At 67.3% G+C, this 26,828-nt stretch carries 23 protein-coding genes; 12 read left to right on the top strand and 11 right to left on the bottom strand.

Translation table 11 applies throughout. The features are described from left to right. Positions 1-18 precede the first annotated feature (18 nt). The 5 genes from Amac_RS38215 to Amac_RS38195 all read right to left on the bottom strand — a co-directional run bounded on the left by Amac_RS38215 (position 19) and on the right by Amac_RS38195 (position 5,694). Positions 19-1,014, bottom strand: a complete 996-nt coding sequence (locus Amac_RS38215; protein WP_155359300.1) for a LacI family DNA-binding transcriptional regulator — start codon at positions 1,012-1,014, stop codon at positions 19-21. Beyond that, positions 1,011-2,435: a GH1 family beta-glucosidase gene (locus Amac_RS38210; protein ID WP_155359299.1), complete on the bottom strand. Its 1,425-nt coding sequence runs from the start codon at positions 2,433-2,435 to the stop codon at positions 1,011-1,013. The genes Amac_RS38215 and Amac_RS38210 overlap by 4 nt, the downstream gene beginning before the upstream one ends. Beyond that, positions 2,432-3,253: a carbohydrate ABC transporter permease gene (locus tag Amac_RS38205; protein WP_246268983.1), complete on the bottom strand. Its 822-nt coding sequence runs from the start codon at positions 3,251-3,253 to the stop codon at positions 2,432-2,434. The genes Amac_RS38210 and Amac_RS38205 overlap by 4 nt, the downstream gene beginning before the upstream one ends. Then, positions 3,250-4,218, bottom strand: a complete 969-nt coding sequence (locus Amac_RS38200; RefSeq protein WP_174900277.1) for a carbohydrate ABC transporter permease — start codon at positions 4,216-4,218, stop codon at positions 3,250-3,252. Before Amac_RS38200 ends, Amac_RS38205 begins: the two co-directional genes overlap by 4 nt. 177 nt (positions 4,219-4,395) lie before the next feature. Next, a complete protein-coding gene (locus Amac_RS38195; protein ID WP_155359297.1) occupies positions 4,396-5,694 on the bottom strand; it encodes an ABC transporter substrate-binding protein in 1,299 nt (432 codons plus the stop codon). 344 nt (positions 5,695-6,038) lie between these two features. Here Amac_RS38195 and Amac_RS57530 point away from each other — a divergent pair, with 344 nt between their 5' ends. Continuing rightward, entirely contained in the window at positions 6,039-8,183 is a 2,145-nt protein-coding gene (locus Amac_RS57530) for a discoidin domain-containing protein (protein ID WP_155359296.1), read from the top strand. Between the two features lie 54 nt (positions 8,184-8,237). Here Amac_RS57530 and Amac_RS38185 read toward each other — a convergent pair whose 3' ends face one another. Next, positions 8,238-8,429: a hypothetical protein gene (locus Amac_RS38185; RefSeq protein ID WP_155359295.1), complete on the bottom strand. Its 192-nt coding sequence runs from the start codon at positions 8,427-8,429 to the stop codon at positions 8,238-8,240. 42 nt (positions 8,430-8,471) lie between these two features. Between Amac_RS38185 and Amac_RS38180 the strand changes: the two genes are divergently transcribed. The 5 genes from Amac_RS38180 (at position 8,472) to Amac_RS38160 (ending at position 12,321) form a co-directional block, all read left to right on the top strand. Next, positions 8,472-8,849: a ribosomal maturation YjgA family protein gene (locus Amac_RS38180; RefSeq protein ID WP_155359336.1), complete on the top strand. Its 378-nt coding sequence runs from the start codon at positions 8,472-8,474 to the stop codon at positions 8,847-8,849. Between the two features lie 150 nt (positions 8,850-8,999). After that, entirely contained in the window at positions 9,000-10,289 is a 1,290-nt protein-coding gene (locus Amac_RS38175) for a BtrH N-terminal domain-containing protein (RefSeq protein WP_155359294.1), read from the top strand. A 72-nt stretch (positions 10,290-10,361) separates the two neighbouring features. Next, positions 10,362-10,829, top strand: coding sequence for a hypothetical protein (locus Amac_RS38170; protein ID WP_155359293.1), 468 nt, complete (start codon positions 10,362-10,364; stop codon positions 10,827-10,829). 152 nt (positions 10,830-10,981) lie between these two features. Beyond that, positions 10,982-11,431 carry a hypothetical protein gene (locus Amac_RS38165; RefSeq protein WP_155359292.1) on the top strand — a complete coding sequence of 150 codons (450 nt, stop codon included), beginning with the start codon at positions 10,982-10,984 and terminating at the stop codon, positions 11,429-11,431. Positions 11,432-11,442: 11 nt separating this feature from the next. Next, a complete protein-coding gene (locus Amac_RS38160) occupies positions 11,443-12,321 on the top strand; it encodes a sugar kinase (protein ID WP_155359291.1) in 879 nt (292 codons plus the stop codon). Here the strand turns inward: Amac_RS38160 and Amac_RS38155 are convergent, their stop codons facing one another. Further along, positions 12,322-15,264: a GcvT family protein gene (locus tag Amac_RS38155; RefSeq protein WP_170322864.1), complete on the bottom strand. Its 2,943-nt coding sequence runs from the start codon at positions 15,262-15,264 to the stop codon at positions 12,322-12,324. It abuts the gene before it with no gap. A 72-nt stretch (positions 15,265-15,336) separates the two neighbouring features. On the opposite strand from Amac_RS38155, the gene Amac_RS38150 reads away from it, so the two are divergent. Continuing rightward, complete coding sequence (locus tag Amac_RS38150; RefSeq protein WP_170322863.1) at positions 15,337-16,236, top strand: choline/ethanolamine kinase family protein; 900 nt, start codon at positions 15,337-15,339, stop codon at positions 16,234-16,236. Positions 16,237-16,261: 25 nt separating this feature from the next. Continuing rightward, complete coding sequence (locus Amac_RS38145) at positions 16,262-17,800, top strand: amino acid permease (protein WP_155359288.1); 1,539 nt, start codon at positions 16,262-16,264, stop codon at positions 17,798-17,800. A gap of 49 nt (positions 17,801-17,849) precedes the next feature. On the opposite strand, the gene lipB is transcribed toward Amac_RS38145, so the two are convergent. From lipB to Amac_RS38125, 4 genes are all read right to left on the bottom strand, one after another. Beyond that, positions 17,850-18,479, bottom strand: coding sequence for a lipoyl(octanoyl) transferase LipB (lipB, locus tag Amac_RS38140; protein ID WP_155359287.1), 630 nt, complete (start codon positions 18,477-18,479; stop codon positions 17,850-17,852). 1 nt (position 18,480) lies between these two features. After that, positions 18,481-18,666: a PspC domain-containing protein gene (locus Amac_RS38135; protein ID WP_155359286.1), complete on the bottom strand. Its 186-nt coding sequence runs from the start codon at positions 18,664-18,666 to the stop codon at positions 18,481-18,483. Between the two features lie 87 nt (positions 18,667-18,753). Next, positions 18,754-19,761 (bottom strand): lysylphosphatidylglycerol synthase transmembrane domain-containing protein, encoded by a 1,008-nt coding sequence (locus Amac_RS38130; RefSeq protein ID WP_170322862.1) that lies wholly within the window; start codon positions 19,759-19,761, stop codon positions 18,754-18,756. Between the two features lie 169 nt (positions 19,762-19,930). Continuing rightward, the gene (locus Amac_RS38125) at positions 19,931-20,893 is read right to left on the bottom strand and encodes a hypothetical protein (protein ID WP_155359284.1); all 963 of its coding nucleotides are present in this window, start codon (positions 20,891-20,893) and stop codon (positions 19,931-19,933) included. A 73-nt stretch (positions 20,894-20,966) separates the two neighbouring features. Between Amac_RS38125 and Amac_RS38120 the strand changes: the two genes are divergently transcribed. The 4 genes from Amac_RS38120 to hrpB all read left to right on the top strand — a co-directional run bounded on the left by Amac_RS38120 (position 20,967) and on the right by hrpB (position 26,787). Further along, positions 20,967-21,569: a TetR/AcrR family transcriptional regulator gene (locus Amac_RS38120; protein WP_155359283.1), complete on the top strand. Its 603-nt coding sequence runs from the start codon at positions 20,967-20,969 to the stop codon at positions 21,567-21,569. A 42-nt stretch (positions 21,570-21,611) separates the two neighbouring features. Further along, on the top strand, positions 21,612-22,190 hold the full coding sequence (locus Amac_RS38115; RefSeq protein ID WP_174900276.1) for an LURP-one-related family protein: 579 nt from the start codon (positions 21,612-21,614) through the stop codon (positions 22,188-22,190). 607 nt (positions 22,191-22,797) lie between these two features. Then, complete coding sequence (rho, locus tag Amac_RS38110) at positions 22,798-23,904, top strand: transcription termination factor Rho (RefSeq protein WP_373869918.1); 1,107 nt, start codon at positions 22,798-22,800, stop codon at positions 23,902-23,904. A 423-nt stretch (positions 23,905-24,327) separates the two neighbouring features. Beyond that, complete coding sequence (hrpB, locus tag Amac_RS38105; RefSeq protein ID WP_155359281.1) at positions 24,328-26,787, top strand: ATP-dependent helicase HrpB; 2,460 nt, start codon at positions 24,328-24,330, stop codon at positions 26,785-26,787. Positions 26,788-26,828 lie beyond the last annotated feature (41 nt).

The following is a 26,828-nucleotide window of genomic DNA, read 5'->3' as shown; positions in this document are numbered from 1 at the left end:
CTTACTACAGGGTGAGACCTAGCTGGACTCCCTCACCACCAGTTCCGTCGGCATGATCACCGGATCTGTCGACCCGCCCTCGAACAGGCCGAGCAGCTGGCTGACCACCGCCAGCGCCTGAGCGGCCATCGGACTACGCACCGTCGTCAACGGCGGATCGGTGTAGAGCGCGGCCTCGATGTCGTCATATCCGACCACCGCGACATCGTCCGGCACCCGCCGCCCGGCCTGCCGCAACGCGCGCAACGCCCCGATCGCCATTAAATCGTTGGCCGCGAACACCGCGTCCAGCCCCGGATCATCCTCAAGCAACTGGCACATCGCCTGATCACCGGAAACCCGGGTGAAGTCCCCAACCGCGATGATCGACCGCCGCCCGGTGTCGCGGAGCGTGTCCCGATAGCCGGTCAACCGATCCTGCGCCGCGATCATGTCCAGCGGCCCGGAGATCGTCGCGATCCGCCGCCGCCCGCGCCCCAGCAGGTGCCGGACCGCCTGCGCGGCCCCGTCATAGTTGTCGTTGTCCACATACGGCACCGAAGGCGCCGACACCGGCTTCCCGAAGGACGCGATCGGCAACCCCATCCGCACCAGAGCCGCCGGCAGCGGATCGGCGCCGTAGAAGGACACCAGCATGACCCCGTCCACGTGCCCGGCGGCGATGTACTCCTGGACGCGCAACCGGCTCTCGTCCGAGCCCGCCAGCATCAGAACGACCTGCTTGCTGGCCGCCTCCAGGGCCCGGCTGGCGGACCGGACCACGGCGGAGAACATCGGATCGTCGGAGAACAGCCCGGCGGGCGGGTCGGAGACGATGAGCGCGATCGAGTTGGTCCGCTGGGTGACCAGGCTGCGCGCGACCGAGTTGGGCACGTAGCCCAGCTCGTTGACCGCGCGCAGCACGACCTCGCGAAAATCCGGAGTGACCGTCGTGTCGCCGTTCACGACCCGGGAGACGGTCGACTTGGACACACCGGCCCTGGCGGCGACCGCCTCCAAGGTAGGACGTTTCATGCAATTCCGTTTCGCTGGATGACCCCGCGATACCACAGCGCGCTGTCCTTGAGCAGGCGGCGCTGAGTGCCGTAGTCGACGCGGACGATGCCGAACCTCAGGTGGTAACCCTCGGCCCATTCGAAATTGTCCAGCAATGACCAGACGAGGTAACCCCGCAGATCCGCCCCCGCCTCGATGGCGGCGTGCGCGGCGCGCAGATGGCCGTCCAGGTACGCTACCCGGTCGGCGTCCGGGACCCGGTCGCCCACCACGACGTCGTCGAAGGCGGCGCCGTTCTCGGTGACGATCAGCCCGACTTCGGGGTAGTCCTGGCTTAGCCGTACGAGCAGGGAGGAAAGCCCTGACGGGATGATGGGCCAGCCCATCGCGGTGGACGGCACGTCCAGGCTGGCGAAGCCGATGCCCTCCGAGCCCGGGTATGCCTCGTTGGCCGGAGTGCCCGGGGCCGCCTCGACGATGCACGGGTTGTAGTAGTTGATCCCGAGCAGGTCGATCGGCTGGTTGATGATCGCCAGATCGCCGTCCTTGATGTGGTCGAGGCCGCCGTGCCGGGCCGCGATCTCCAGCACCTCCGGCGGGTACGTCCCGCGCAGGGCCGGGTCGATGAACTGCCGGTTGAGCAGGGCGTCGATCCGGTCGACCGCCTCCCGGTCGACGTCGGAGATCTCCGCCGCGGGGTCGAGCGCCTGCGCGGGCGTCACCACCGGGGCCAGGTTGAGGGTGAGCGCGAGCTCCCCGGTCAGCGCCTGCGCGGCCAGACCGTGCGCGAGCAGCAGGTGGTGCGAGGCCTTGAACGCGTCCGCCTCCGACTGGCGCCCCGGCGCGTGCACCCCGCTGCAGTAGCCGAGGAACGCCGACACCCACGGTTCGTTCAAGGTGGTCCAGGTCCGCACCCGATCCCCAAGCCGCGCATGTACGGCCTGCGCGTAATCACCGAACCGGTAAGCCGTATCCCGATTGGCCCACCCACCCCGATCCTCCAGATTCTGCGGAAGATCCCAGTGATAAAGCGTGACATAGGGCGTGATCCCCGCCCCCAGCAACTCGTCCACAAGCTTGTCGTAGAAGTCCAGGCCGCGCGGATTGACCGGCCCGGACCCGTCCGGCACGATCCGCGGCCACGCGGTGGAGAACCGGTAGACGCCGAGCCCGAGCCCGGCCATCAACCCGACATCCTCCCGGTAGCGGTGGTAGTGATCGCAGGCCACGTCGCCGGTGTGCCCGTCGGCCACCCGTCCGGGCGTGCGCGCGAAGGTGTCCCAGATCGACGGCCCGCGGCCGTCCTCGCGCGCGGCCCCCTCGATCTGGTAGGAGGCGGTGGCCGCGCCCCAGATGAAGCCGTCCGGAAAGACCACGGAATGACCCTGTGTCGAGGGCTCGACCTTCCCGTGCCCCCGAGTCTCGATGGTCGACGTCATCCCTTGACCGCTCCCTGCATGATTCCTCCGATGATGTGTTTGCCGAGCAACGCGAAGACGAGGACCAGCGGCAGCGTGCCGAGTGCCGTACCGGCCAGGCCCATCACGTAGTCGTTGACGTAACCCGCGGCGAGCGTGGACAGGGCCACCTGCACGGTCGGGTTCTCCGGGGTGAGCACGAGCAGCGGCCACATGTAGTCGTTCCACGCGTTCATGAACGTGAGCATGCCGAGCACGGCCGCGGCCGGGCGGGCGGCCGGGAAGACCACGTGCCAGACCAGGCCCCAGGTGGTGCAGCCGTCCACCCGCCCCGCCTCCAGCAGCTCGGTGGGCAGCGCGCGGGACAGGTACTGCGTCATGAAGAACACGCCGAACGCGTTGACCAGGCCCGGCACGATCAGCGCGTAGATGCTGCCGGTCCACTCCAGCTTCACCATCAGCATGTAGAGCGGGATCATGCCGAGCAGCGAAGGCACCATCATGGTGGCCACGGTGATCAGCAGCAGCGCCTGGCGGCCGCGGAACCGCAGCTTGGCGAACGCGAACCCGGCCAGCGTGGAGAGGAACATCACCGCGACCGCGATGGACCCGGACACGATCACCGAGTTGAGCATGGCCAGCGCGAACGGCACGGTCTCGAAGACCCGGCCGATGTTCTCGAAGAAGTTGCCGCCGGGGATCATCGGCGGCGGCACCTGGGCCAGCGCGGCGTTGTCCCGGGAGGCCACCACGACACTGAAATACAGCGGCAGCGCGGTGAAGAAGGCGACGCCCAGCAGGGTGAGATAGGTGAGCCGCATGCCCTTCGCAGCCCTCATCGCAGATCCCCCTTCGTCCTGCTGGTCAGCAGGAAGTTGATCCCGGCGATCACGATGATGAACAGGAACATCATCCAGGAGATGGCCGAGGCGTAGCCGAAGTCCAGGCGGGCGAAGTTCTCGTAGATGAACAGCGCCAGCGTCTGGTATTGCCGGTCCTGACCGCCGGTCACGCTGTAGGCGCCGAACAGCAGCGGCTCGGCGAAGATCTGCATGGCGCCGATGGTCGAGGTGATCACCACGAAGATCATCGTCGGCCGGATCATCGGAATGGTGATCTTGCGCAGCTGGGTGAGATTGCTCGCGCCGTCGATGGTGGCCGCCTCATACAGCTCTCTGGGTACGGCCTGCATGGCCGCCAGCAGAATGAGCGCGTTATACCCCGTCCACCGCCACATGATCATGGTCGAGATGGCGATGTGCGAGGTGCCCGTCCCGGCCCGCCAGTCGATCTCCCCGGCCCCGAACAGCGACAACACCCAGTTGAGCAGCCCGAAGTCGCGCCCGAAGATCTGGCTGAAGATGACCACCACGGCGACCACGCTGGTCACGTTGGGCAGCAGCAACGTGACTCGGAACAGCGTCTGCGCCCGCAGTGGCCGGTTCAGCAGATGTGCCAGCCAGATCGCCAGCAGCAGCTGCGGCGCGGTGGACAGGAACCCGATCGACAGCGTGTTGAAGGTGGCGTTCCAGAAGTAGGAGTCCTGGACGACCGCGATGAAGTTGTCCAGGCCGAGGAACTCGTGCTCGTCCTGGAGCAGCGTCCACTCGTGCAGGCTGACCCAGGCCGTGTAGAGCAGCGGGAACAGCCCGAAGGCGCAGAACAGCAGAAAGAACGGCGCGACGTAGGCATACGGCGAGCCTTTGACGTCGGCCTGGTAGCGCCAGTGGCGCCCGTTGAACCTGCGCCGTTTCCCGGGGGGACGCGGCGGCGCGGCCGGGCGGTCCGGGGCACGCGTGGCCATACCCGCTCCTTTCTGTGACATTGGCCGATCCTTCGGATCGGCGGGCTTGGCCGCCTTCAGCCTGTGTCTTCCCTCGTCACTCCGGGCCGCTTCGCGACCCTGCGTTCCTCAGTCCAGACACAGGCGCGGCCAAGCCGAACTGGGTGGCCGGGGAGAATGACCGGCCACCCTGGACAGTTACTTGATCTTTTCCGCGTCCGCGACCGCCTGGGCCCAGGCCTCTTCCGGCGCCTGGTTCTGCAGTTCGACCCGGCTCAGGCCGTTGCCCATGGCGAGCAGCACGTCACCGGACTTGGGGCCGGTGTGCTGGGGCTTGAGCGCCTTCGCGGCGTCGGTGAAGATCTTGCCGATCGGAGCGTCGCCGAAGTACGGGTTGACGTAGGTGGACACCGCCGGGTCCTCGTACAGGGCGGGCAGGGAGGGCAGCGCGCTGGCGTCCTTCCAGAGGGTGAGCTGGCTCTCCTTGCTGGTCAGGAAGTTGATCAGCTCGGCCGCTTCCTTGGGGTGCTTGCCCTGCTTGGGAGCCATCAGGTGGGTGCCGCCCTGGTTGCCGCCGCCACCGGGCACCGCGGCGATGTCCCAGGTGCCCTCGCCGGGCTTCTGGTCCTTGATCACGCCGGTCTTCCAGGCCGGGCAGACCATGGTGGCGAAGGTGCCCTTGGCGATGCCGGTGGTCCACTCGGGGGTGAACGCGGTGAGCTTGCCGGACAGCTTGTTCTGGATCATCGAGACGCCCATGTCGAAGGCCTTCTTGACGTCCGGGTTGGTGGCCACGACCAGGTTGTTCGAGGCGTCGTAGAAGCCGACCGGAGCCTGCTCGACCATGGCCCGGAAGTGCTCACCGGGGCCGTCGGTGAAGGCGGCGTCCTTCACGCCGCCGGCGACGAACTTCTTGCCGGTCTCGACGTAGGCGTCCCAGGTGGGCCACAGCGCCGAGACCTCGTCGCGGTTGGTGGGCAGGCCGGCCTTCTTGAACAGGTCGGGGCGGTAGCACATGGCCAGGCCGCCGACGTCGGTGCCGAGGCCGAGCAGCGTCTTGCCGTCGGCGGCGAGGCCGAGCTGCCACTTCCAGTCCAGGTATTCCGACTGGCGGGAGGTCAGCCCGTAGTCGGCCAGGTTGTAGAACTTGTCCGGCACCTGCTGGAAGGTGGCGATGAACCCGCCCTCGATCGCGACCACGTCGGCCGCGCCCGCGCCGGTGGCCAGCTGGGTGACCAGGTTGTTGTGGTGGTCGTTGAACTGGGACCGGCGCTCGGTGATCGTGACGTTCGGGTGGGTCTTCTTGAACTCTTCGTACAGCGGCGCGTAGTGGAAGTCGCTGAACAGGGCGACGGTAAGGGTGACCTTCTCAGCCGGCTGGGAGGCGGACGCGCCACCGCTGGGGGCCGGGTCCTCGCCACCGCAGGCGGCCAGGAGGGATGCGGCGATCAGGGGCACGACGAGCCGCGTCACGCGGCGGCGAGGGAGAGTGGACATGCCGTTGGAACCTTCCTATTTATGATCATGAAGAGAACGTTCCCTGGAGTGAGGTTGGTCCTGGCTCCGGAAACTTGTCAATGGGTTCCGAGATAACGATCGTCGTGACCTCTAGGGAACGTTCCCCTGATTTTTCCGACATATCCGCATGTCAGCGGGGTGAAATTGCGATCTTCCGGGCAGGGGAAAGCGTTCTCTCGCACGTCTCGCCGGTTTCTCACATGTTAATTCAACACTTGACAGTAGTACTGAATCGCGAGCACGCTCAGTGTCCGAGAGCGCTTCCCCGCACTCGTCGGCCCGGCGCGGCCTGTCCTGGTTTGGTGCTCCGTCGAGGAGGTTCCATGCATGCACGCGTCCGATTAGGACTGCTTGCCGCGTTCGCGCTGATCGTTACCTACGTTGTGAGCGTCCCCGCAGCCGCGGCCGACACCCTGCTTTCCCAAGGCAAGACCGCCACCGCGTCCTCCTCCGAGGCCGCGTTCACCCCCGCCGCCGCGGTGGACGGCAGCACCGGCACCCGCTGGGGCAGCCTGTTCACCGATCCGCAGTGGATCCAAGTTGACCTCGGCATCCAGGCCACCGTCTCGCAGGTCGTGCTGAACTGGGAGGCCGCGTACGCCCGCGGCTTCGAGCTGCAGATCTCCGCCAACGGCACCACCTGGACGAGCATGTACAGCACGACCACCGGAGCCGGCGGCGTGCAAACCATTAACGTGTCCGGGACTGGGCGCTACGTCCGCATGTACGGCACCCAGCGGGCCACCGCCTGGGGTTACTCCCTCTGGGAATTCCAGGTGTACGGCAGCCCGGTCGGCACCAGTGGCTGCGGCACCGTCAACGCCGCTCAGGGCAAGCCCGCCACCGCCTCCTCGACCGAGAGCGCGGCCTTCCCGGCATCGTCCGCGTTCGACGGCAACCCGGGCACCCGGTGGTCCAGCGCGTTCAGCGACCCGCAGTGGGTTCAGGTGGACTTGGGGTCGTCTGTGGCGATCTGTGGGGTCACGTTGAGTTGGGAGCCCGCGTTCGCGAGGGCGTACCAGATCCAGGTCTCCACCAACGGGACGACCTGGACGAACATCTACTCGACCACCACCGGGCCGGGCGGGACCGAGAACCTGGACGTCACCGGGACCGGGCGTTACCTGCGGGTCAACGGCACCCAGCGGGCCACCGCGTTCGGCTACTCCCTCTGGGAGGTCGCGGTCCGCACCGGCTCAGGCTCGTCCCCCTCGCCTTCCCCATCACCCTCGCCCTCACCTTCTCCGTCCCCCTCACCTTCCCCGGGCACCGAAGTCCTGCTTTCGTATGGCAAGCCCGGCGTCGCCTCCTCGTCACAGAGCGACGGCAACTGCTTCGAGTGCATCCCCGCACGGGCCTTCGACCGTGACCCGGCGAGCCGCTGGGCGACGAGCTCGACGACCGGCTGGGTGGATCCGGGCTGGATTTATGTGGACTTGGGCGCAGTCGCGCAGATCAGACGGGTCGTCCTGCAATGGGACCCGGCCTACGCCCGCGCGTTCCAGATCCAGACCTCCAACGACGCCACCAACTGGACCCCGATCTACACCACCACCACCGGCACCGGCTTCAAGCAGACCCTGAACGTGACCGGCTCCGGACGTTACGTCCGCATGTACGGCACCCAGCGCGCCACCCCCTACGGCTACTCCCTCTGGGAGTTCCAGGTGTACGGCACCGGCGGCGCCCCCATCACCCCGCCCCCGCTGCCCCCAGACCCGCGCAACCCCCCGCTGCTCGTCTGGAGCGACGAGTTCAACGACCCGGCCGGCACCAAGCCCAGCGCCGCCCGCTGGCAGGCCGAAATCGGCCCCGGCGTCAACAACGAGCTGCAGTACTACACCAACCACGACAACGCCTCCACCGACGGCGCCGGCAACCTGGTGATGGAAGCCCGCAGGCAGACCGTCGCCGGCTCGTCCTGCCCCGGCGGCCCGTGCCAGTACACGTCCTCCCGCATCAACACCTACGGCAAGTTCAGCTTCACCTACGGCAAGGTCGAGGCCCGGATCAAGGTGTCCGGCACCACCGGCCTGTGGCCCGCGTTCTGGATGCTCGGCGCCGACTTCTTCGACCAGGGCCGCCCCTGGCCGTACGTCGGGGAGATCGACATCATGGAGCACATCGGCCGCATACCCAACACCACCTACTCGACCATCCACGCGCCCGCGTACTTCGGGGCGGGCGGATTCGGCTCGCCGTACACGATCGCCGGGGACTTCGCCAGCGACTTCCACGTGTACGCGGTGGAGTGGAACAGCACCGGCATGAAGTTCACCATGGACGGCAACACCGTCCACACCGTAGACCGAGCCTCGCTTGAGGCGACCAGAGGGCCCTGGGTCTTCGACCACCCGTTCTTCATCATCCTGAACAACGCGGTGGGCGGCGACTGGCCAGGACCCCCCGACGCGACGACCGTGCTCCCGCAGCGCATGCTCGTGGACTACGTGCGCGTCTACCAGTGACGGCCGGAGGTGCCGGTACGGCCGCGCCGGGCCGTACCGGCACCGAAGGCATAACTACTGCTTGTTGAGCAAGCTCTGGCGGCGGAGCTCCATGTTCTCCGCCAGGGCGTCCAACTGGTCCGCGTTCGCGATCAGCATCGCCACCTCGGCCGGGTCCGTCGGACCTTCGCCGATCTGCTCGCGCAGTTCGCGCGCCTGCCTGCGGAGGCTGGCCAGTTCCTCTTCCACCTGCTGCAACTCGTCCATGGATAGGCCCTACCCAGCGGATGCGGGATCATCTATACCGTGATGAGACCTTGGCTCGCGGTGCCCGTCGTGCTGGTGCTGGGTCTGGGGGTGCGCGCGTTCACCGGCGGTGATTTCGCCAAATACGCCGGAATCGCCCTCTACACGACGCTGATCTACGCGCTGCTGGCCTTCTGGTTGCGGCCTCTTTATGCGGCTTTGGCGGCTACGGGGATCAGCTGGGCGGTCGAGTTCTTCCAGCTCACCGGCATCCCGGCGGATTTGTCCGCACATAGCGTCCTGGCCCGGTTGGTCCTCGGCTCCACCTTCAACGCCCCGGATCTCTTCTGGTACGCCGTTGGCGCGGGCTTGGGCGTGGCGATCGTCAAGGGTCGGATGGTAGAAAAGGGGCAGGGCGACGTCTCGCGCCCAACCTCCTGACCGGTGGTCCACGCCCATCGGCTTTCGCGGAGGCAAAGGGGATCGCTGTCCTTGGGGCGTTTCCTGCCGGCTGCGCAGATGTCAGGCCACAGACGTCCGCGACGGAGCGTGGGCCCGTCGTGAGGTGTCATCAGGCCTGATGGGACGCAGATGACCGAGGGCAAGACTTTCAAGCGCCGGGTTCGCGAGCGCATGGCCAGGACCGGCGAGGCGTACACGACCGCGCGGCGGCACGTGCTCGGCGCGGCCAAGCCGCCGGTGGATCCGGCCATCCTGCGGGGATATCCGGCCACCGGGGGCGGCGTGCACCACGATTCGGCGCTGCTGGGGCGGGTGCTCCGACAGGCGGGCGTGGTCGCGCCGCACAGCGGCGAGCCGTACAGCGAGGCGATGCTGGCCGGGCTGGGCGGCGGCATCGGATTCCTTTACGCGATCTTCGAGTACACCGAGATGACGACGATGACGATCGTCACCCAGCATCATCCGGAGCCGTTCATCCCGGCGGCGCTCACGCGGGCGGGCATCGGCTACGAAATCCGGCAGACCGGCAGCGCCAAGATCGCCGAACGCCACCTGCGCGAGGTTCTCGGCGACGGCCGCGCCGCCATCTGCCGGGTCGACCGCCACGCGCTGCCCTGGCATCCCGGCCTGCCGTTCGGCGACGGCTACGAGATCGCCGTCATCGGCCTCGACGGCGACACCGTCTACGTGGACGACGAGCGCACCACCCCCGAGCGCATCCCGCTGTCCGCGCTGGAAACCGCCTGGGCCCGGCACCGCAAAGGCAAACACCACCTGCTCGCCCTGCAACCCAGCACTCCTTCGTCGATCCAGGATGCGATCCGGGAAGCCATCGCCACCACGATCGCCCACCTCACCGGCCCGGTCCTCAACAACTACTTCGACGTCAACATGGGCCTATCTGGCATGCGCCGCCTGGTCGAACAACTCGGCGACACCACCGGCAAGAAAGGCTGGTCCGCCCGATTCGCCACCCCGGGCGCGCTCTTCTCCGCCCTCGCCCGCCTCCACGTCTGCCTGGAAATCGAGTACGGCTCCCCCGGCGCCACCCGCCCCATCTACGCCGACTTCCTCGACGAAGCGGCCCCCCTCATCGACCCCCGCCTCACCGAAGCCGCCACCCTCTACCGCCAATCCGCCACCGCCTGGTCCACCCTCGCCTCCACCGCCCTCACCCCACTGATCCCCCAACTCCCCCGCTTCGCCGAAATCCTGGAGGAATACATGACCCTCCAAGTAACCCAAGGCTCAACAGCAACTCCCCAACTCGCCGCCCTCGCCACGGAATCCTTCGACCTCGCCACCAAGGCCGAACCCCTCACAAACGAGGAACGCACCGACCTCTTCACCCAGCTAGCCGACCACGCGGCCCAAGCCCTCACCCTGGAAGGCCGCGCGATAACCGTCCTACGCGACTAACCGTTTGGGGCAGTGGTTTCGGGGCAGGCGGGGTTGGCCCACGTCAACCACATCAGTTAGGGGTGAGAGATCATGGTTTTGCTGGGCCTTCTTCTGATCGTGGTCGCGGTGGTGGTCGCGGTCCAGGTGTTCATGCTGGATAGCACGGTCACCACCAGTGTTTCCGTCCTGGATCGGACGTTGAGTTTTACGTCGGTCGAGGTGTTCGTGGCCGGCGCCGCCACCGCGGTGGCACTCCTCCTCGGGCTGGCCCTGGTCGTGGGCGGGATGCACAGGTCCGCGCTGCGACGACGGCGTCGGCGTGAGGCGCACCTGGCCGAGCGTAACCGCGTCTCGCGGCTGGAAAGTGAGAAGCGGGACCTGGAGAAGCGCCTGGACACGGCCGATCGTGACCACACCGGAGTGGACGATCAGCCGGTTCCCGCGCAGACCCGGACAGAGGACGCCACGCTCGACCCCGATGGAACGCGGGTTCCGCCGGATTCGGACAAGCTCGTCGCCGGTGCCCGGCACGCGCACCGGCCCGACGAGAACCACTAGACCGCCAACCGGCCTCCGCCGGGCACGGATGCGGCTCTCGGTGCGGGAGCCGCACCCGTGTTGCGGGAGCCGTGCCCTTGAGGCGGGAGAGCCGTGTTGCGATTTGGGCAATTATCGCCGTTATGCGGGGAAACTTGAGATCATCCTGAGGTATGGAGCCAACAACGGTGGCGGAGAGTTTCGCGGCCTACTTCCGGCCCTGGGCATTGGCCCTGCCGCAGGTGGCGGTGGACACGCGCGCGGACGGAACGCTCCACGCGCGTGGCTGGGCGGTGCGGTGGCGCTGGCTGCCGGAGGGAGCCCTCGAGTTCCGCGCGACCAATCGCATGAGCAACGACCGCTGGCAGACGCTGTTCCCCGACGGCACGAGCCAGCAGGAATCAACCCCGCCCGAGATGTACGCCGATGACGACGTCGAAGCGCGGCGGGCATACCGGCAGGCGTGGAAGGCGTACAAGGCCGCGTTGGACGAGCGGGATATGCACCCGCGCGCGACCACGGACGCGCCCAAGAAGTGGGACTCGGAGAACCAGCTGCTCTGGAGTCTCGACGCTGACTCGTCATGGAAAATCGAGACTCTGCCGCCGCGACCTGAGATCTAGGAAAGCCGTACATGAGCGACGTGTTCACGCTGGGCGAGGTGCTGGGTGTCATCTCGGCCGAGCGGCTCCGACACGATATGACCGCACGATTGGACTTGGAAGGCGCCGAGCTGACCGTCGCCGTCGGGCTGGCGCGGCTCGGGCATTCTGTGGGATTTCTGGGGCGGGTGAGTGATGACGAGATCGGCGTACGGACGCTTACCGTGCTGCGTGGGGAAGGCATCGACACCAGCCATATGCGGGTGGACGAGACCGCGTCGAGTGGGATCGTGTTGCGGCAGCGGCGGATTGGGCGGGTCGCGCACGCGGTGAACTACCGGGATGGGTCCGCGGGGTCGCGCCTGTCTACCGGAGATGTTCCGGCGGAGGCGATCCAATCCGCGCGCATCCTGCATGTCACCGGAATCACTCCGGCGTTGAGCGGGTTCACCTGGAGTGCGGTTCATCACGCCGTCAAGCTGGCCAAAGATGCCGGGGTGCTGGTGTCGGTGGATGTCAATCATCGGGCTTATCTGTGGGAGAGCGTTGAGGAGGCCCGCGAAGGGCTCACCGAACTGGCCGCCTCCGCCGACGTGCTCTTCTCCAACCAGGACGAGCTCGGGCTGGTCGAAACCGCCATTGGATCGCTCCGAGAACTCGTCGTGACCCGCGGATCCAAGGGCGCGAGCGCCACCGTCGACGGTTTCCGCTACGACACCCAGGCGGCTCCGGTGACGGTCGTCGATTCGACGGAGGTCGGCGGAGCGTTCGTGGCCGGGTATCTGAGCGCCTTGCTGGACGATTCGCATCCGTCGGATCGGCTCAAGCGTGGCATCGCGGTGGCCGCTTTCGCGGTGGCCAGTGCGAGCACCTGGCAGGGCCTGCCGAACCGCGACGAACTCCCTCCGTGATCATTTCCAGGGAGTGGCGCGAATACGGTGATGGCGGGGGTCATAAACCGGCCCGAACGTAACGTCCGCGCCGACCCATTTCCCGTTGACGCCCACCTCGACGCGGGTCGTTCCCGGCGGCACATAGGCGTAAGCGATCGACCGATCGACCCGATACCCATATCCGCCGCTGGTCACCCGCGACACAGGCGTGCCATCCAACCGCACCGGCTCGCCGCCGAGCGCGACATCCTTACCGCCGTCCAGCAACAGGCACGCGAGTTCACTCTCCGGCCGCTTCATTCCCGCCCGCCGCTCGGTACGGACCGCAAACCCCAACCCCGCTTCCAACGGAGTGGTCTCCGGAGTGATATCCGACCCCCAAACGCGATACCCCTTCTCCAGCCGCATCGAATCGATCGCCCGATACCCCCCGGGCCGCATCCCCTCCGGCACACCCGCCGCCATCAGCGTGTCCCAAAGCGTCAGCCCATACTCAACGGGACAATACAACTCCCACCCGAACTCCCCCACAAACGTCACCCGCTGCGCCAGCACCGGCACATACCCCACACTGATCTCCCGAGCCTTCATATACCCAAAGCTCAGATCATCCCCGGTCAACCCCGCCAGAATGCTGTACGCCTTCGGCCCCCAAAGGCAGTAACACGCATAAGCCGACGTCACATCCCGAACCTCAACGCCATGACGCCTGAGCAACGCCATATCATGCCCACCAAACGCAGTCCCGGTCACCAGCCGAAACCGATCCTCCCCCAACCGCGTAACCGTGACATCCGCCTCAATCCCATCCCGCCCATTAAGCAACTGCGTATAAACAACCGACCCAACAGCCTTGTCGATATCGTTACCCGCAATCCGCTGCAACGCCCCCAGCCCAGAAATCTCCAACTTCCCAAAAGAAGTCTGATCAAACAACCCCGCCGCATCCCGAGTCGCCAAACACTCCTCCCGAATCGAAGGAGACCAGAAACGACCCGCCCACCCACCCGGTTTATACCCGGAGCTCCGCTCCAGGGCCCTCTCCGTGGCTTCGCCCGAGGCGTCATCCACCAAAGGACCCACGGAAGTCCGATCCAACAAATCCCTATCCGAGGAAGCTCCCCCCGACAAAGCTCCATCCGAGGAATCTCCTACCGAAACTCCATCCGGGACAGCGCCATCCGAGGAAACTCCATCCGGGACAGCGCCATCCGAGGAATCTCCTCCCGGCGCAGCTCCACCGAGCAGAGCTCCACCCGACGCAACCCCACCCGACAATGCTCCGCCCGACGCAGATCCGGACGAAGCCGGATTTGTCGATGCGTCTGAGGTTCCCGATGGCTCTTCGGTCGAAGATCCCTGGTTCCGCAGAGAATTGGGCAAGTCGTACCAGTTGACTCGTTCCCAGCCTGCTTTTTCGCCGAATTCGGCGCCCAGTTCCGCATGCCGTACCCACGCGGGAGAGCGGCGGAGTGGGCGGGCGGCGGTGCGTTCCTCGCCGGGGTAGGCGATGTCGTAGTACTTGCTGTAGGAGTCGAGGGCTTTCGCGCGGGCCCAGGTGGCCGAGCGGGCGTGGGTGCCGAAGCGGGCGATGTCCATGGCGAACATGTCGTATTCGGGCTGGCCGTCGACGATCCACTCGGCCATGACCTTGCCGACGCCGCCGGCCGCGGCGAGGCCGTGGACGCAGAAGCCGGCGGCGACCCAGAAGCCGCGGACGGAGGTCTCGCCGAGGAGGAATTCGCCGTCGGGGGTGAAGGCTTCGGGGCCGTGGACGACCTTGACGATCTGGCCGTTGGAGCGGAGGGAAGGGAGGCGGCGGCGGGCGGACTCCCAGGATTCCTCGAATTTGGGCATGTTCGGGGGGAAGAGGGCGCGAGGCTGGGAGAGCGGGTTAGGGTCCTCCCAAACATCCGGAGTCCGGATATATCCCCCGACGAGAATGCCGCCACCCTCTTCACGGAAATACACGATGTTGTCGGGATCCCGAACCGTCGGCGCCGTCACCGGAACCCCGGAAGGCGCGGTCACCACATACTGATGCTTGATCGGCACAACGGGCACATCGACCCCGGCCATCCGCCCGACCACCCCGGCTGCGGCACCTGCGGCATTGACCACCGTGTCCGTCCGAATGACCCACTCCGAACCAGGCGCGATCTCACCCCGCCCGTCGAGGTCTTGCCGGTGCCGCTCCTCCTGCGGCCGCGAGCCAACTCCACTCCGGGCAGACCCACCAGCGTTGGGCTGAGTTCCCCCAGCCGATTGACGACCCTCCGACCCGCGAGAGCCGGATCCGCCGACATCCGACCCAGGAAGCGCCGATCCGTGGACATCCCACCCTGGGGACGCCGAGCCGCCGACACCCGACTCAGTGGACCTGCGGACCCTGACCCCCCGGACGCGGCCGTTTTCGACGTCGATGCCCGTTACCTCAACGCCCGTAATGATACGAACGCCGAGCTTGCGGGCCCCTTCCGCCAACGCCCGCCCCAGCCGGGCCGGATCCAGCCAGCCATCACCAGGAAGCCAGAGCGATGCCAGAACGTCGTCCACGGCAAGCAGCGGCATGCGGTCATACGTCGCCGACGCGTCCAGAAGATCCATGTCCAGGCCGTATGTCTCGGCAGCGCCAGCCTGGCGGAGGAGTTCCTCGTGGCGTTCGGGGGTGGTCGCGAGGCGAAGTCCACCGACCCCGTGCCAGCCGGGATCCAACCCGGTGAGATCACGCAGTTCTGGGTAGAGACCAGCCGAGTACATGATCATGCGGGTCTGGGTGACCGTGGACCGCAACTGGCCGACGAAACCCGCTGAGTGCCAGGTCGTGCCCTCGGTCAGGTCATGGCGTTCCAGCAGGATCACGTCCTGCCAACCCAGCCGGGCGAGGTGGAAGGCGACGCTGCATCCAGCTACCCCACCACCGACCACAACCGCCTGGGCGTCTGCGGGAAGTTGCACCATTGGTACCGTCCTGTAACGCCTGGGCTCCACAATCGGATCAATGGTCTGAAGGTAGACCAAAAGGAGCCGGGCATGCCAGATGCCGTCAAGGACGCGCTGGAGATGGTCGCGGCCTGGGCCGGGCGCCCGGTCAGCCATACGACGATCAAGGGTGGGCTCAGCCACCACATCGCCCGGGTGGAGACCGAGGACGGCGACCGCTGGCTGCTCCGGGTGCTCGATCCCCGGATCGCCGCGACAGGCCTGGGCATCCCGCTGGAGCAGGAGATCGCCAACACCGTGCTCGCCGCGTCCACAGGCGTCGGCGCGCAGGTGCTGCACGAACTGCCGGGCGCGCTCATCCTGGAGTACATCGACGGCGTGACCCTCGACGCGCCGGCCGTACGGGATGAGATCGGCAAGATCGCGAAAGCCTGCCGGGCCCTGCACGCGGGCCCCCGGTTCGGCAATGATTTCTCGATTTTCCGGAAGCACGCAGATTTTGTGGCCCTCTGCAAGGCCAACAGCCTGAAGCTCCCCGACGGATACGAGGACTGGACCCCGGCCGTCGCCGAGATCGAGCAGGCCCTCGCGGTCCGGCCGATGAGAACCGTCCCCTGCCACAACGACCTGCTGCCGGAGAACTTCATCAAGGCCGGCGGCGTGGTGCGAATCGTCGACTACCAGCTGTCCGGCAACAACGACCCCTGCTTCGAGCTCGGCGACCTGGCCGCCGAGGCCGATTTCGACCCCGACGACGTCGAGCGCCTCACCCTGGCGTACTTCGACGACGCCGCCCCGGCCGCACGAGTCCGGCTGAATCTGATCATGTCCAACCTGACCTGGACACTCTGGTTCGTCGTGCACCACGGGCTGACTCCGCAGCACCGCGACTTCGACTACAACGCCGAGGCCGCCGACAAGTTCGCGCAAGCCGTACGCGATCTCAAAGACCCCGGCTTCGGACGTCTGATCGACGCCGTGCGCCGGTAACCCCCCAAGGCATGAGGAGGCCTACATGGCGCAAGCCCTCGACGACGACGCCAAACGACTCGCCGAACTCGGTTACAAACAAGAACTGTCGCGGACCTGGAGTGGGTTCTCCAACTTCGCGATCTCCTTCTCCATCATCTCGATCCTCGCCGGGTGTTTCACCACGTTCGGCCAGGCCTGGAACAACGGCGGCCCCATCGCCATCTCCTGGGGCTGGCCGATCATCTCCGTCTTCATCCTGATCATCGGTCTGTGCATGTCGGAGCTGGTGTCGGCCTATCCGACGGCGGGCGGCATCTACTGGTGGGCCGCCAAGATGGGCAAGCCGATCCACGGCTGGTTCACCGGCTGGTTCAACCTGATCGGCTTGATCGCGGTGACCGCGTCGGTGGACTACGGCTGCGCCACGTTCCTGAACATCACTCTCGACCGGTTCTTCGGTCTTGAGGTGTCGCTGGTCAACACCTTCATCCTGTTCGCCGTCGTGCTGGTGCTGCACGCTCTGATCAACATCTACAGCCACCGGCTCATCTCGATCTTGCAGAACGTGTCGGTGTGGTGGCATGTGTTCGGTGCCGCGGTGGTGGTCCTGATCCTCATCTTCGGTCCGGACTCGCACCAGTCGATGTCGTTCGTGTTCACCGAGACGATCAATAACTCGGGCTTCAGCAGCGGCAGCTTCTGGATCTACGTGCTGCCGCTCGGGTTCCTGCTCACCCAGTACACGATCACCGGTTTCGACGCGTGCGCGCACGTATCAGAGGAGACCCAGGGCGCGGCCACCGCAGCGGCCCGCGGCCTCTGGCAGTCGATCTTCTACTCCGCGATCGGCGGCTGGATCCTGCTGCTGGCCTTCCTGTTCGCGGCCACCAACGTGGACGAGATCAACGCCCAGTTCGGCTTCGTGGGCGCGATCTTCGACACGGCCGTGCCCGGCAACCTGGCGAACGCGATCTTCGCGATCTCCACGATCGGGCAGTTCTTCTGCGGCATGAGCTGCGTGACCTCGATGTCGCGAATGACGTACGCGTTCTCGCGGGACGGCGCGATCCCCGGCTGGCGGCTCTGGTCCAAGGTGGACCGGAACAGGACCCCCGTCAACGCCATCATCTTCGGCTGCGTGGCCGCGCTCATCCTCACCCTGCCCGCCCTGTACAAGGCCCCGACCGGCACGCCGCTGGCCTTCTACGCGGTGGTCTCGGTGGCGGTGATCGGCCTCTACATCGCCTTCGCCATCCCGATCTGGCTGCGGCTGCGCATGGGCGACGCCTTCCAGCCCGGCCCGTGGACGCTGGGCGCCAAGTACAAGGTGATGGGCTGGATCGCGATCATCGAGATCGCGATCGTGTCGATCTACTTCATCATGCCGCTCGCTCCCGCGGGCGTGCCGTTCAATTCCGACAATCCGGCCACCGAAGCGGATGAGTCGTTCACCTGGACCGCCGTGAACTACGCGCCGATCGTGGTGGGCGCCATGGTGCTCGGGGTCGGCCTGTGGTGGGCGCTGTCCGCGCGGCACTGGTTCACCGGGCCACGCCGCACGGTCGACTCGATCGACGCCTGACCTTCTTCTTCTCTGGTACGGCTTCCGCCTGGCGGGAGCCGTACCGGCGTTATGAGGCCTGGAACTCCTTGGCGACCGTGGCGCGGACGGTGTCGAAGTCAGCGGCGCCGAGTTCGCGGGCGATCGAGGTCATGTCCACCTCCGGCATGCCGCAGGCGACGGCGAGGTCCCACGGGGTGAGGTCGCCGTTGACGTTGATGGCGAAGCCGTGGCTGGTGACCGCCTTGCTGGCCCGCATGCCGATGGAGACGATCTTGCGCCCGGCGGTCCAGACGCCGGTGAGCAGTTCCGAGCCCGGCGGGGTGTCCCGGCGCTCGGCCGGAACGCCGAGCACGCCCAGCGCGGCCACCAGCCGGAGCTCCACCTCGCGGATGTAGTCGACCACACCCTCGTTCGGGCCGAGCTTGACGATCAGGTAGCCGACCAGCTGGCCGGGGCCGTGGTAGGTGAGCTGGCCGCCCCGGCCGGTGGGAACGACCGGGATGCCGTGCGACGGGTCGGGCAGGTGCTCGGTCAGCGTGCGCCGCCCGACCGTGTAGACCTTGGGGTGGCTGAGCAGCCACAAGGTATCCGGCCGCGTGTCGTCCTGGCGTTCTTGGACCAGGTCGGCCATGCGCTCCATGGCCTTCTCGTAGTCGACCAGGTCATCCTGGATAAGGGTCAGCGACCGGTTCTGCATGTTATCGAGGATACGCCGGGGCCTTGGGTATGAAGACCCACATGATCAGGTAGATGATGAACTGCGGCCCGGGCAGGATGCAGGAGAGCAGGAACAGGAGCCGGACCGTGTTGGGCGACATGCCGTAGCGTTCGGCGATCCCGCCGCAGACGCCAGCGATCATCTTGTGGTGTCTGGACCGGTGCATCGTGGTTTCCTCCGTCTGGGGTTGTCAGTCACTCGGTCCAACGAACCGCCGCCAACCCCCGTTCCACCGGGGACCCTGACAAAACCCCTAGGGGTGCGCGCCGCGCTCGGTCGGCGGGAGCGCGAACGGGCTCATGCTCGCGCCCGCGCGCATCAGGAACCTGCCCACCACCTTGGCCGCGGCCCGCACCTCGTCGTGCAGGAAGGCCCACGCCAGCCAGCCCGCGATCAGAATCGCCCAGTACGAGATGAGCCGGTACAACGCCACGACCGCCCCCGCCGCGCCACCACTCGCTCCGGCCGCGAAGAACGTGGCGGCCATCCCGATCTCGACGACGCCGAGCCCGCCCGGAATCAACGCCAGCGCCTGCGCGCCCTTGGCGGCGACGTAGCCCAGCAACATCGTGTGCGGGCCGATGTCGACACCCACCGCGACGCAGACCGCCACCAGGCAGGCCACATCGAGCAGCCAGTTCAGCAGCGCGAGCCCGGCCAGGATGGCCCGATCCCGGGAGGCCGGGCGAATGGCGGCCCGAGCCGCGTCCAGCTGCGCCGACAGCTTCGGCATGCGCCGCCGTACCACGCCGACGAACGGGCGGGTTCGCATCACCATGGCGGCCAGCGCCACCACGGCGACGGCGGCGATCAACGTCGGGATCCGGGTCGCGGGCGAGCCGAGCAGCGCGACCAGGCTCAGCACCCCGAAGGTCACCCCCGAATAGAACGCGGCGAGCACCAGCGTGGCCGCGATGAGCGGCCTGCCCGCGCCCAGCCGGCTGAACTCTCGCGTGGTGTACGCGATGGACAGGACCGGCCCCGCGGGCAGCGAGTTCGAGAAGGCGTTACGCGCGTAGGTGACGGCCAGCGCGCGACCCAGGCTGATCTTGGTTCCGCCCAGGCCCAGGAGTCTGCGGAAGAGCCGGGCGAAGGTCGCCATGGAGACCGCCTCGGCGGCGACGGCCACGGCGAGCCAGGCGGGGTTGACATTGGTGATCGTGGCCCAGATCTCTCCAGGCTGGGGCAACTCGTCCCGCAGGACGAGATACGCACCGCCGCCTATAGCGAGAGCGGCGACCCATCTCCACCCGGTGGACATCTGCACTCCTTGAATCTCGCATGACTCTGCTGAGATGACGCTGAGGACACCTGTGAGATTGGCCATGCTTTCGCTGGTCTTCCCAGGGTGATCCTGGGCAGAAGGCCGGGCTATGCCAGAAGTTCAACAGTTGCCCGGCCCGACATTTCCGGATATTGGGTGACGTAAATCACGCCACGGGGACGGGCTGGGCGGTGGCGGCGTGGGCCGCGGCGCGGTGCCGTACGGGGATGAGCAGCAGGAGCAGGCCGACCAGGGCCCAGGCGGCCAGAACGGTGAGCGGGACGGTGAGGGCCGCGCCGTCGAAGAAGACGGTGTTGCGGATGGCCACCGTGCCCTGGCCGATCGGGAGGGTCTGGCCGATCGCTGCGTACCACTCGGGGATGAATCGGGCGCCGAGCGGGCCGCCGCTGGCGGGGATGCCGACCACGACGAACAGCAGGGCGGCCAGCCCGACGCCCGGGGTGCCCAGCACCCGGACCAGGCCCGCGACCACCAGGCCGAGGGTGAAGGTGACGGCGGCGGAGACGGCGGCCAGCCCGAGGTACGCCCCGGGGAGCGCGCCGAAGACCACGTCGGCCAGCCAGGCGTTGGCCAGCGCGACCGTGACCGAGGCGAGCGCGATGACAGCGAGCTTCTGGCCGGAGCTGGCTCCGGCGTGACCGGCCAGGACGGCGATGGCGATGCCGGGGATGACCAGGGCGAGCACGTAGAACATCCCGGAGACGCCGCCGGAGTCGCCGGGGGGCAGCGGGTGGGCGTCCTCGACCGTGAGCTGCTGGCCCTGGGCCTGGGCGACGCCGGTGAACACCTGGGTGATCACCGTGGACGCGGTCCGCCCGCCGGCGCTGGCGACGATCAGTTTGGCCTGCTGCGGGAGGAGCACGGCCTCGACCTCGCGGTCGCCGAGCGCGGTCCGCGCGCCGGCCTCGTCGGCGTAACTCGTGATCTCGAACGCGCCGGGCTTCTTGGCGGCCAGCCCGGCGTCGATCTGGGCGGCCATTTGCGCGGGCGCGACCACGCCCACGGGCACGCCATGGGGTTCGGGCTGGTGCAGCGCGCCCACGAACGAAGCGGCGAACGCGAGCCCGATGAGCGTCACCAGCACGACGGCCGGGAGCAGCTTCCTCATCGAATTCTCCTAGTGATGACTTCAACAGCGTTGAGTTCACCATAGACGAATTCAACATGGTTGAATAGGGGGTATGGAGACCGAGACCAAGAGCGGCCGGCGGCCAGGGAACACCCAGACGCGGGAGGCCATCCTGGAGGCCGCGATGACGTCCTTCATCGAGCACGGTTACGGCGGGACGACGATCCGGGGCGTGGCCCGCGCGGCCGGGGTGGATCCCGCCCTGGTCATGCACTTCTTCGGGAACAAGGACGGCTTGTTCGGCGAGTCGATCAGGAACGGGGGCATGCCGATCCGGCAGTTGGTCGAGTCCTTCGACGGCGACCTGGAGACGCTCGGGGAACGGCTCACCGCCCGCTATTTCACGCTTTGGGAGGATCCTGAGATCGGTCCACGGATCAAGGCGGTGGTCGTGTCCGCGGCCACCTCCCCTGCGGCGGCCGGGATCCTGAAAGACTTCATGATCCATGAACTGGCCGGGCCGCTGGGCAAGCACCTCGGGTCCGATCATCCCCAGCAGCGCGCGCTCCTGGCCGCCTCCCAGCTCATGGGCATCGTCTTCGCCCGTTACGTCATCCAGATCGAAATCATGACCGCCCTCACACTGGAGGAGATCGTGGCCTGTGTGGCACCTTCCATCCAGCGGTTTCTCACCGGGGATCTTCCCCTCCGCTGACTCCGTAATAGGGTGGCAAAGAGACCATTTACGGAGGTTCAAGTGGACACGGCGACCCTCCAGACGCAGACGCGGCTGATCCTGCGCCAGAAGATCACCATGATGATCAACCGTTACGTCGTCCACATCGCCGAGCCCGACGGCTCCGACGGTCCGGTCGTGGCCTTCGCCGAGCAGAAACGTCTGACGCTGAAGGAACAGGTCACCCTTTATACGGATGAATCGCGAGGTGAGGCGCTTGCCGCCTTCAAGGCGCGCAAGGTCATCGACCTGGCCAGCGGCTACGACGTGGTGGACGCGTCCGGAGTTCCCATTGGACTGTTCCGGAAGGACTTCGGCAAGTCGTTGCTCCGTTCCACCTGGCATCTCCAGCAGCCCGGCCTGCCCACCCTGACCGGCCAGGAACGCAACCCACTGGTGGCCATCCTGCGACGCTTCACCGACTCACTGTCGTGGCTGCCCTACCACTTCGACTTCAGCGTGGGCGCGTCCATCGCCTTCTCCGTGGAACGCCGCTGGGGCCTACGCGACACCTACGCCATCGACATCAACGACCCACGCCTCGACCGCCGCCTGGTCATCGCCATGGCCGTAGCCCTAGACGCCCTCCAGTCACGCTAACGATCCACACGAGGCCCCGGGAACGATCTCACGCGCCCTGATTAGCCGTCCGTCTGTGCGATCCCGGGAACGATCTCACGCTCAAGGCGCGCCAGCGGGTCGCGGTTGCGTCTGTGAGGGTGCCGGGAATGATCTTGCGCCCTCCCGGCTCGCACGGTTCCCTCCGTGACGGTGTGGGGAATGATCGGACGCCCTCCGAGCGCGCCAGCGATTCACCATTCCGCTCGTGAGGGTTCCGGGAACCATCTCACGCCCTCCGGGCGAATCATGGGACGCTCCGGGGAACGACCGACCCCAGGTGCCGGGCGATTCACCGTTGCGTGAGTTGGCGTTCGGGTGCGCCTTCACGTGCCGTGACCTGGGCGAGCAGTGCTGCTGGAGCCGTCAGCGGTCCGAGAATGGTGGGCGAATGGGGGTTGGTGGCCGCGTTTTGGGGAATACATCTCGCCGAGTGGCGTGTTATCGTCGACGTAGCTCGCATGTTTCTGGCCCGACTCTCGGGCACGTGCGACCGGCCGATCTGGCCGAGTTTGTGACCGCACAGCTTTGACTTCATTTCGCGATGCCTGCGGTCATGCCAACTTCCCCATATCCGCAAGGACAAATTATGACTCTTACCCAAACTCATGTGGGTGAGCCCAGGACGCGTTCCCGGAACAACGCGGTCAAACCCGCGGTGCTCCGCGAGGTCAGCGGGATTCTGGACGGCTCCACCCTGAAAACCGAAGGCTACCTGCGCGGTCCCGGCGACGTCACGGTCCCGAAAGACCTGCTCGTCGGGCTCAGAACCGGGGACGTGATCACCGGCACCGCCCAGGGCGGCCGGCTGATCTCGATCGCCACCGGGCCGCCGCGCAACCGTCCCGCGTTCGCCGACCTCACTCCTATCCATCCCACCGAACGGCTCCGCCTGGAGACCACCAAGGGCGTGCTGTCCACCCGGGTCCTCGACCTGGTGGCGCCCATCGGCAAGGGCCAGCGTGGCCTCATCGTGGCCCCTCCCAAAGCCGGCAAGACGCTGCTGCTCCAGGCGGTCGCCAACGCGATCACCGCCAACCACCCGGACTGCCATCTGATGGTCGTGCTCGTCGACGAGCGGCCAGAAGAGGTCACCGACATGCGCGAATCGGTCCAGGCCGAGGTCATCGCCTCCACCTTCGACCGTCCCGCCACCGACCACATCACCGTCACCGAACTCGCCGTGGAGCGGGCCAAGCGGCTCGTCGAGCTGGGCCACGATGTGGTCATGCTGGTCGATTCGATCACGCGGCTGGGTCGTGCGTACAACATCACTCAGCCCGGCGGCGGAAAGGTGCTCACCGGCGGGATCGACGTGCGGGCCATTCACCCGCCCAAGCGGCTGCTCGGCGCGGCCCGCAACCTGCGCGAGGGCGGCTCGCTCACGATCCTGGCCACCGCGCTGGTCGAAACCGGCTCCAAAATGGACGACAACCTCTTCGAGGAGTTCAAGAGCACCGGCAACATGGAGCTCAAACTCACCCGAAGCCTGGCCGACCGCCGCATCTTCCCCGCCGTCGACGTCACCGCGTCCGGCACCCGCCGCGAGGAACTCCTGCTCGACCCCACCGAGCTCTCCCTCGTCTGGAAACTCCGCAAGGCCCTCCACGGCCAGGACTCCTTCGAGCCCTTCCTCACCCGCCTGAAGGAGACCTCCTCCAACGCGGAACTCCTCCTCGGCCTGCGCGCCGCCTGAGAAAAGGACCATTTAGCGGGCATTTCCTGCCTGGGTCGGGCCAACGAAGCGGCCGAGCCGCTCAGGCCCTTCCTCACCCGCCCGAAGGAGATCTTCTCCAACGCGGAGCCCCTGCTCGGCATGCGCGCCACACGAGAAAGGGCTGCTACAAACCCTCCTCACCCGCCCGAAGGGGATCTCCTGCTCGGAATGCGCGCCGCATGAGACGGGGCTGTCACAAGCTCCTCCTCCCGCCCAAAGGGGACCTCCTGCCCGGAATGCGCGCCGCGTGGGAAGGGAACTGCTTCACGCCCTTCCTCGCCAGCGCGAAGGGGCCTCCTCCGTTGTGGACCTCCTGCTCGCCCTGTGCACTGCCTGACAATAGGACTCGTTCGTTGCTCACCCGGTCGAAGGAGATGGGCGCTGCCTGATAACAATGGGCGGATGCGCCCCGAGTGGTCCGAGCTTCCTGTCCGGCATGTGGTGCCCGATGTGGTGGGTGCGCTTGGGTCGGCTGGAACCGCCGTGCTCACTGCGCCGCCGGGGACCGGGAAGACGACTCTGGTGCCGCTTGCGCTTGCGGGGTTGGTGCCTGGGTTGTTCTCTTCGGGTGGGCGGGTGGTCGTTGCGGAGCCGCGGCGGATCGCTGTGCGGGCGGCGGCTCGGCGGATGGCGTGGCTGCTTGGGGAGAAGGTCGGGGAGCGGGTCGGGTTCACGATTCGGGGGGAGCGGCAGGTCGGTCCGCGTACGCGGGTGGAGGTGGTGACGACCGGGGTGCTGCTTCGGCGGTTGCAGCGTGAGCCTGAACTTGACGGGATCGATGTGGTCGTCATGGACGAATGCCACGAACGCCATCTCGACGCCGATACCGCGCTCGCGTTCCTGATCGATATTCGGGAGGCTCTTCGTCCGGATCTGCGCCTTTTGGCGACGTCCGCTACTACCGACGCGACGCGTTGGGCTCGGCTGCTCGGGGGCGCGCCGGTCATTCATACCGAGGGTGCCACGCATGCGGTTGAGATCGTCTGGGCTCCTCCGGTCCAGCCGGTCGCGCCGCCGCACGGGCTGCGTGTCGATCCGGCCTTTCTCGCTCATGTCTCCGATGTCGTACGGCTGGCGCTGGCCCGGCACGAAGGGGACGTGCTCTGCTTTCTGCCGGGGGTGTCGGAGCTGGGCAGGGTGGCGCGGATGTTGCCTGACGTCCAGGTTCTGGAGGTTCACGGGCAGGCGTCTGGTGCCGTCCAAGATGCGGCTTTGAGTCGTGGTGTGGGGCGGAGGGTGATTCTGGCGACGTCGGTGGCGGAATCCAGCCTGACCATTCCTGGGGTGAGTGTCGTGGTGGATTCGGGGCTCGCTCGGGAGCCTCGGATGGATCACGCGCGAGGGCTGGGGTCGCTGGTGACCGTACGGGCCTCGAAGGCGTCGGCCGCGCAGCGGGCTGGGCGGGCTGGGCGCGAGAGGGACGGGTTCGCCTATCGGTGCTGGTCGGCGGGGGAGCATGAACGGCTGCCCGAGTATGCGCAGCCGGAGATCGCGCTTGAGGATCTCACCGATTTCGCGCTTCAGGCGGCCTGCTGGGGAGATCCCGACGCGGGCGGGCTGGCGTTGCTCGATCCGCCTCCCAGTGGGGCAATGATCGCCGCGCGGGACACGCTGATCGCTCTTGGCGCTGTGCACGGCGGCCGAGTCACTGAGCGGGGCCGGAAAATGGCCGACATTGGAGTACATCCCCGGCTCGCCCGCGCACTCATCGACGGCGCGAACCAGGTCGGAGTCCGTCGGGCCGCCGAAATTGTCGCCCTGCTCGCCGACCGGCTCCCCAGTTCGGCATCCGACGACTTCGTCGCCGTCCTGCGCTCGGTCCGGCGGGGAAACGACAGCCTCTCCGACCGCTGGCGCCAGGAGACCCGCCGTCTCACCCAGGCCCTCGGCTCCCCGCCTCCAGGACAGCGCGTTGGACAAGATGACCAGGTTGCTGGGCTGGTGGTGGCTTTGGCGTATCCGGAGAGGGTGGCGCGGCGGCGTGGTGAAGGGGGCTTTGTTATGGCTTCTGGGACGGGGGCTGTGGCGGGGGCGGGGTTGAGTGAGGCCGAGTGGCTGGCTGTGGCGGTGGCCGATCGGGGGGTGGGGAGTTCGGTGGCGCGGGTTCGGCAGGGGGTGGTCATCGACGAGGGGATCGCGCGGATCGCGGCGGCGGCGCTGCTGGAGGAAGCGGAAGAGATCGGCTGGCGGCGGGGTGAGATCCTCGCCAGGAGGGTCCGGCGGCTGGGGGCGATCGAGCTGTCGTCGGTGCCGCTGGTGGATGCCGATGTACGTCCGGCTGTGCTGGACGGGCTGCGCCAGGAAGGGGTGGCGTTGCTGCGGTGGACTTCGGACGCGCGTGCGTTCCGGGAACGTCTGGCGTTCTGCCACCGGATCGTCGGGGAGCCGTGGCCGCCGGTGGACGATACGGCTCTGGTGGATGCGGCCGAACAGTGGCTGGAGCCGGAGCTGTCCCGGGTCCGGCGGCGGAGTGATCTGGCGCGGATCGACGTGCTGGCCGCGTTGCGGCGGCTGGTGCCCTGGTCGGCGCGGATCGAGGATGTCGCGCCTGAGCGGGTCGAGGTGCCGAGCGGATCGAAGATCAGAATCGACTACTCCGGGGAACGGCCGGTGCTGGCGGTCAAGGTGCAGGAGCTGTTCGGCTGGGACGACGCCCCACGGATCGCGGGAGTGCCCCTCACCGTGCATCTCCTGTCGCCCGCGGGGCGGCCCGCCGCGGTGACGTCCGATCTCGCGTCCTTCTGGCGGGAGGGATACCAGGCCGTCCGCGCCGAACTCCGAGGAAGGTACCCGCGCCACCCCTGGCCGGAGAACCCGATCGGCGCCACCGCCACCCGCCGGACAAACCCCCGACGCGCCTAACAGTGGCTGATCTGGGCCGATGTGAGCTATCCGGCCGGGGC

The organism is Acrocarpospora macrocephala (assembly GCF_009687865.1).
GTDB lineage: Bacteria > Actinomycetota > Actinomycetes > Streptosporangiales > Streptosporangiaceae > Acrocarpospora > Acrocarpospora macrocephala.
Note: the sequence above shows the minus strand (reverse complement) of the source record. Positions and strands in the feature narration are given on the sequence as shown.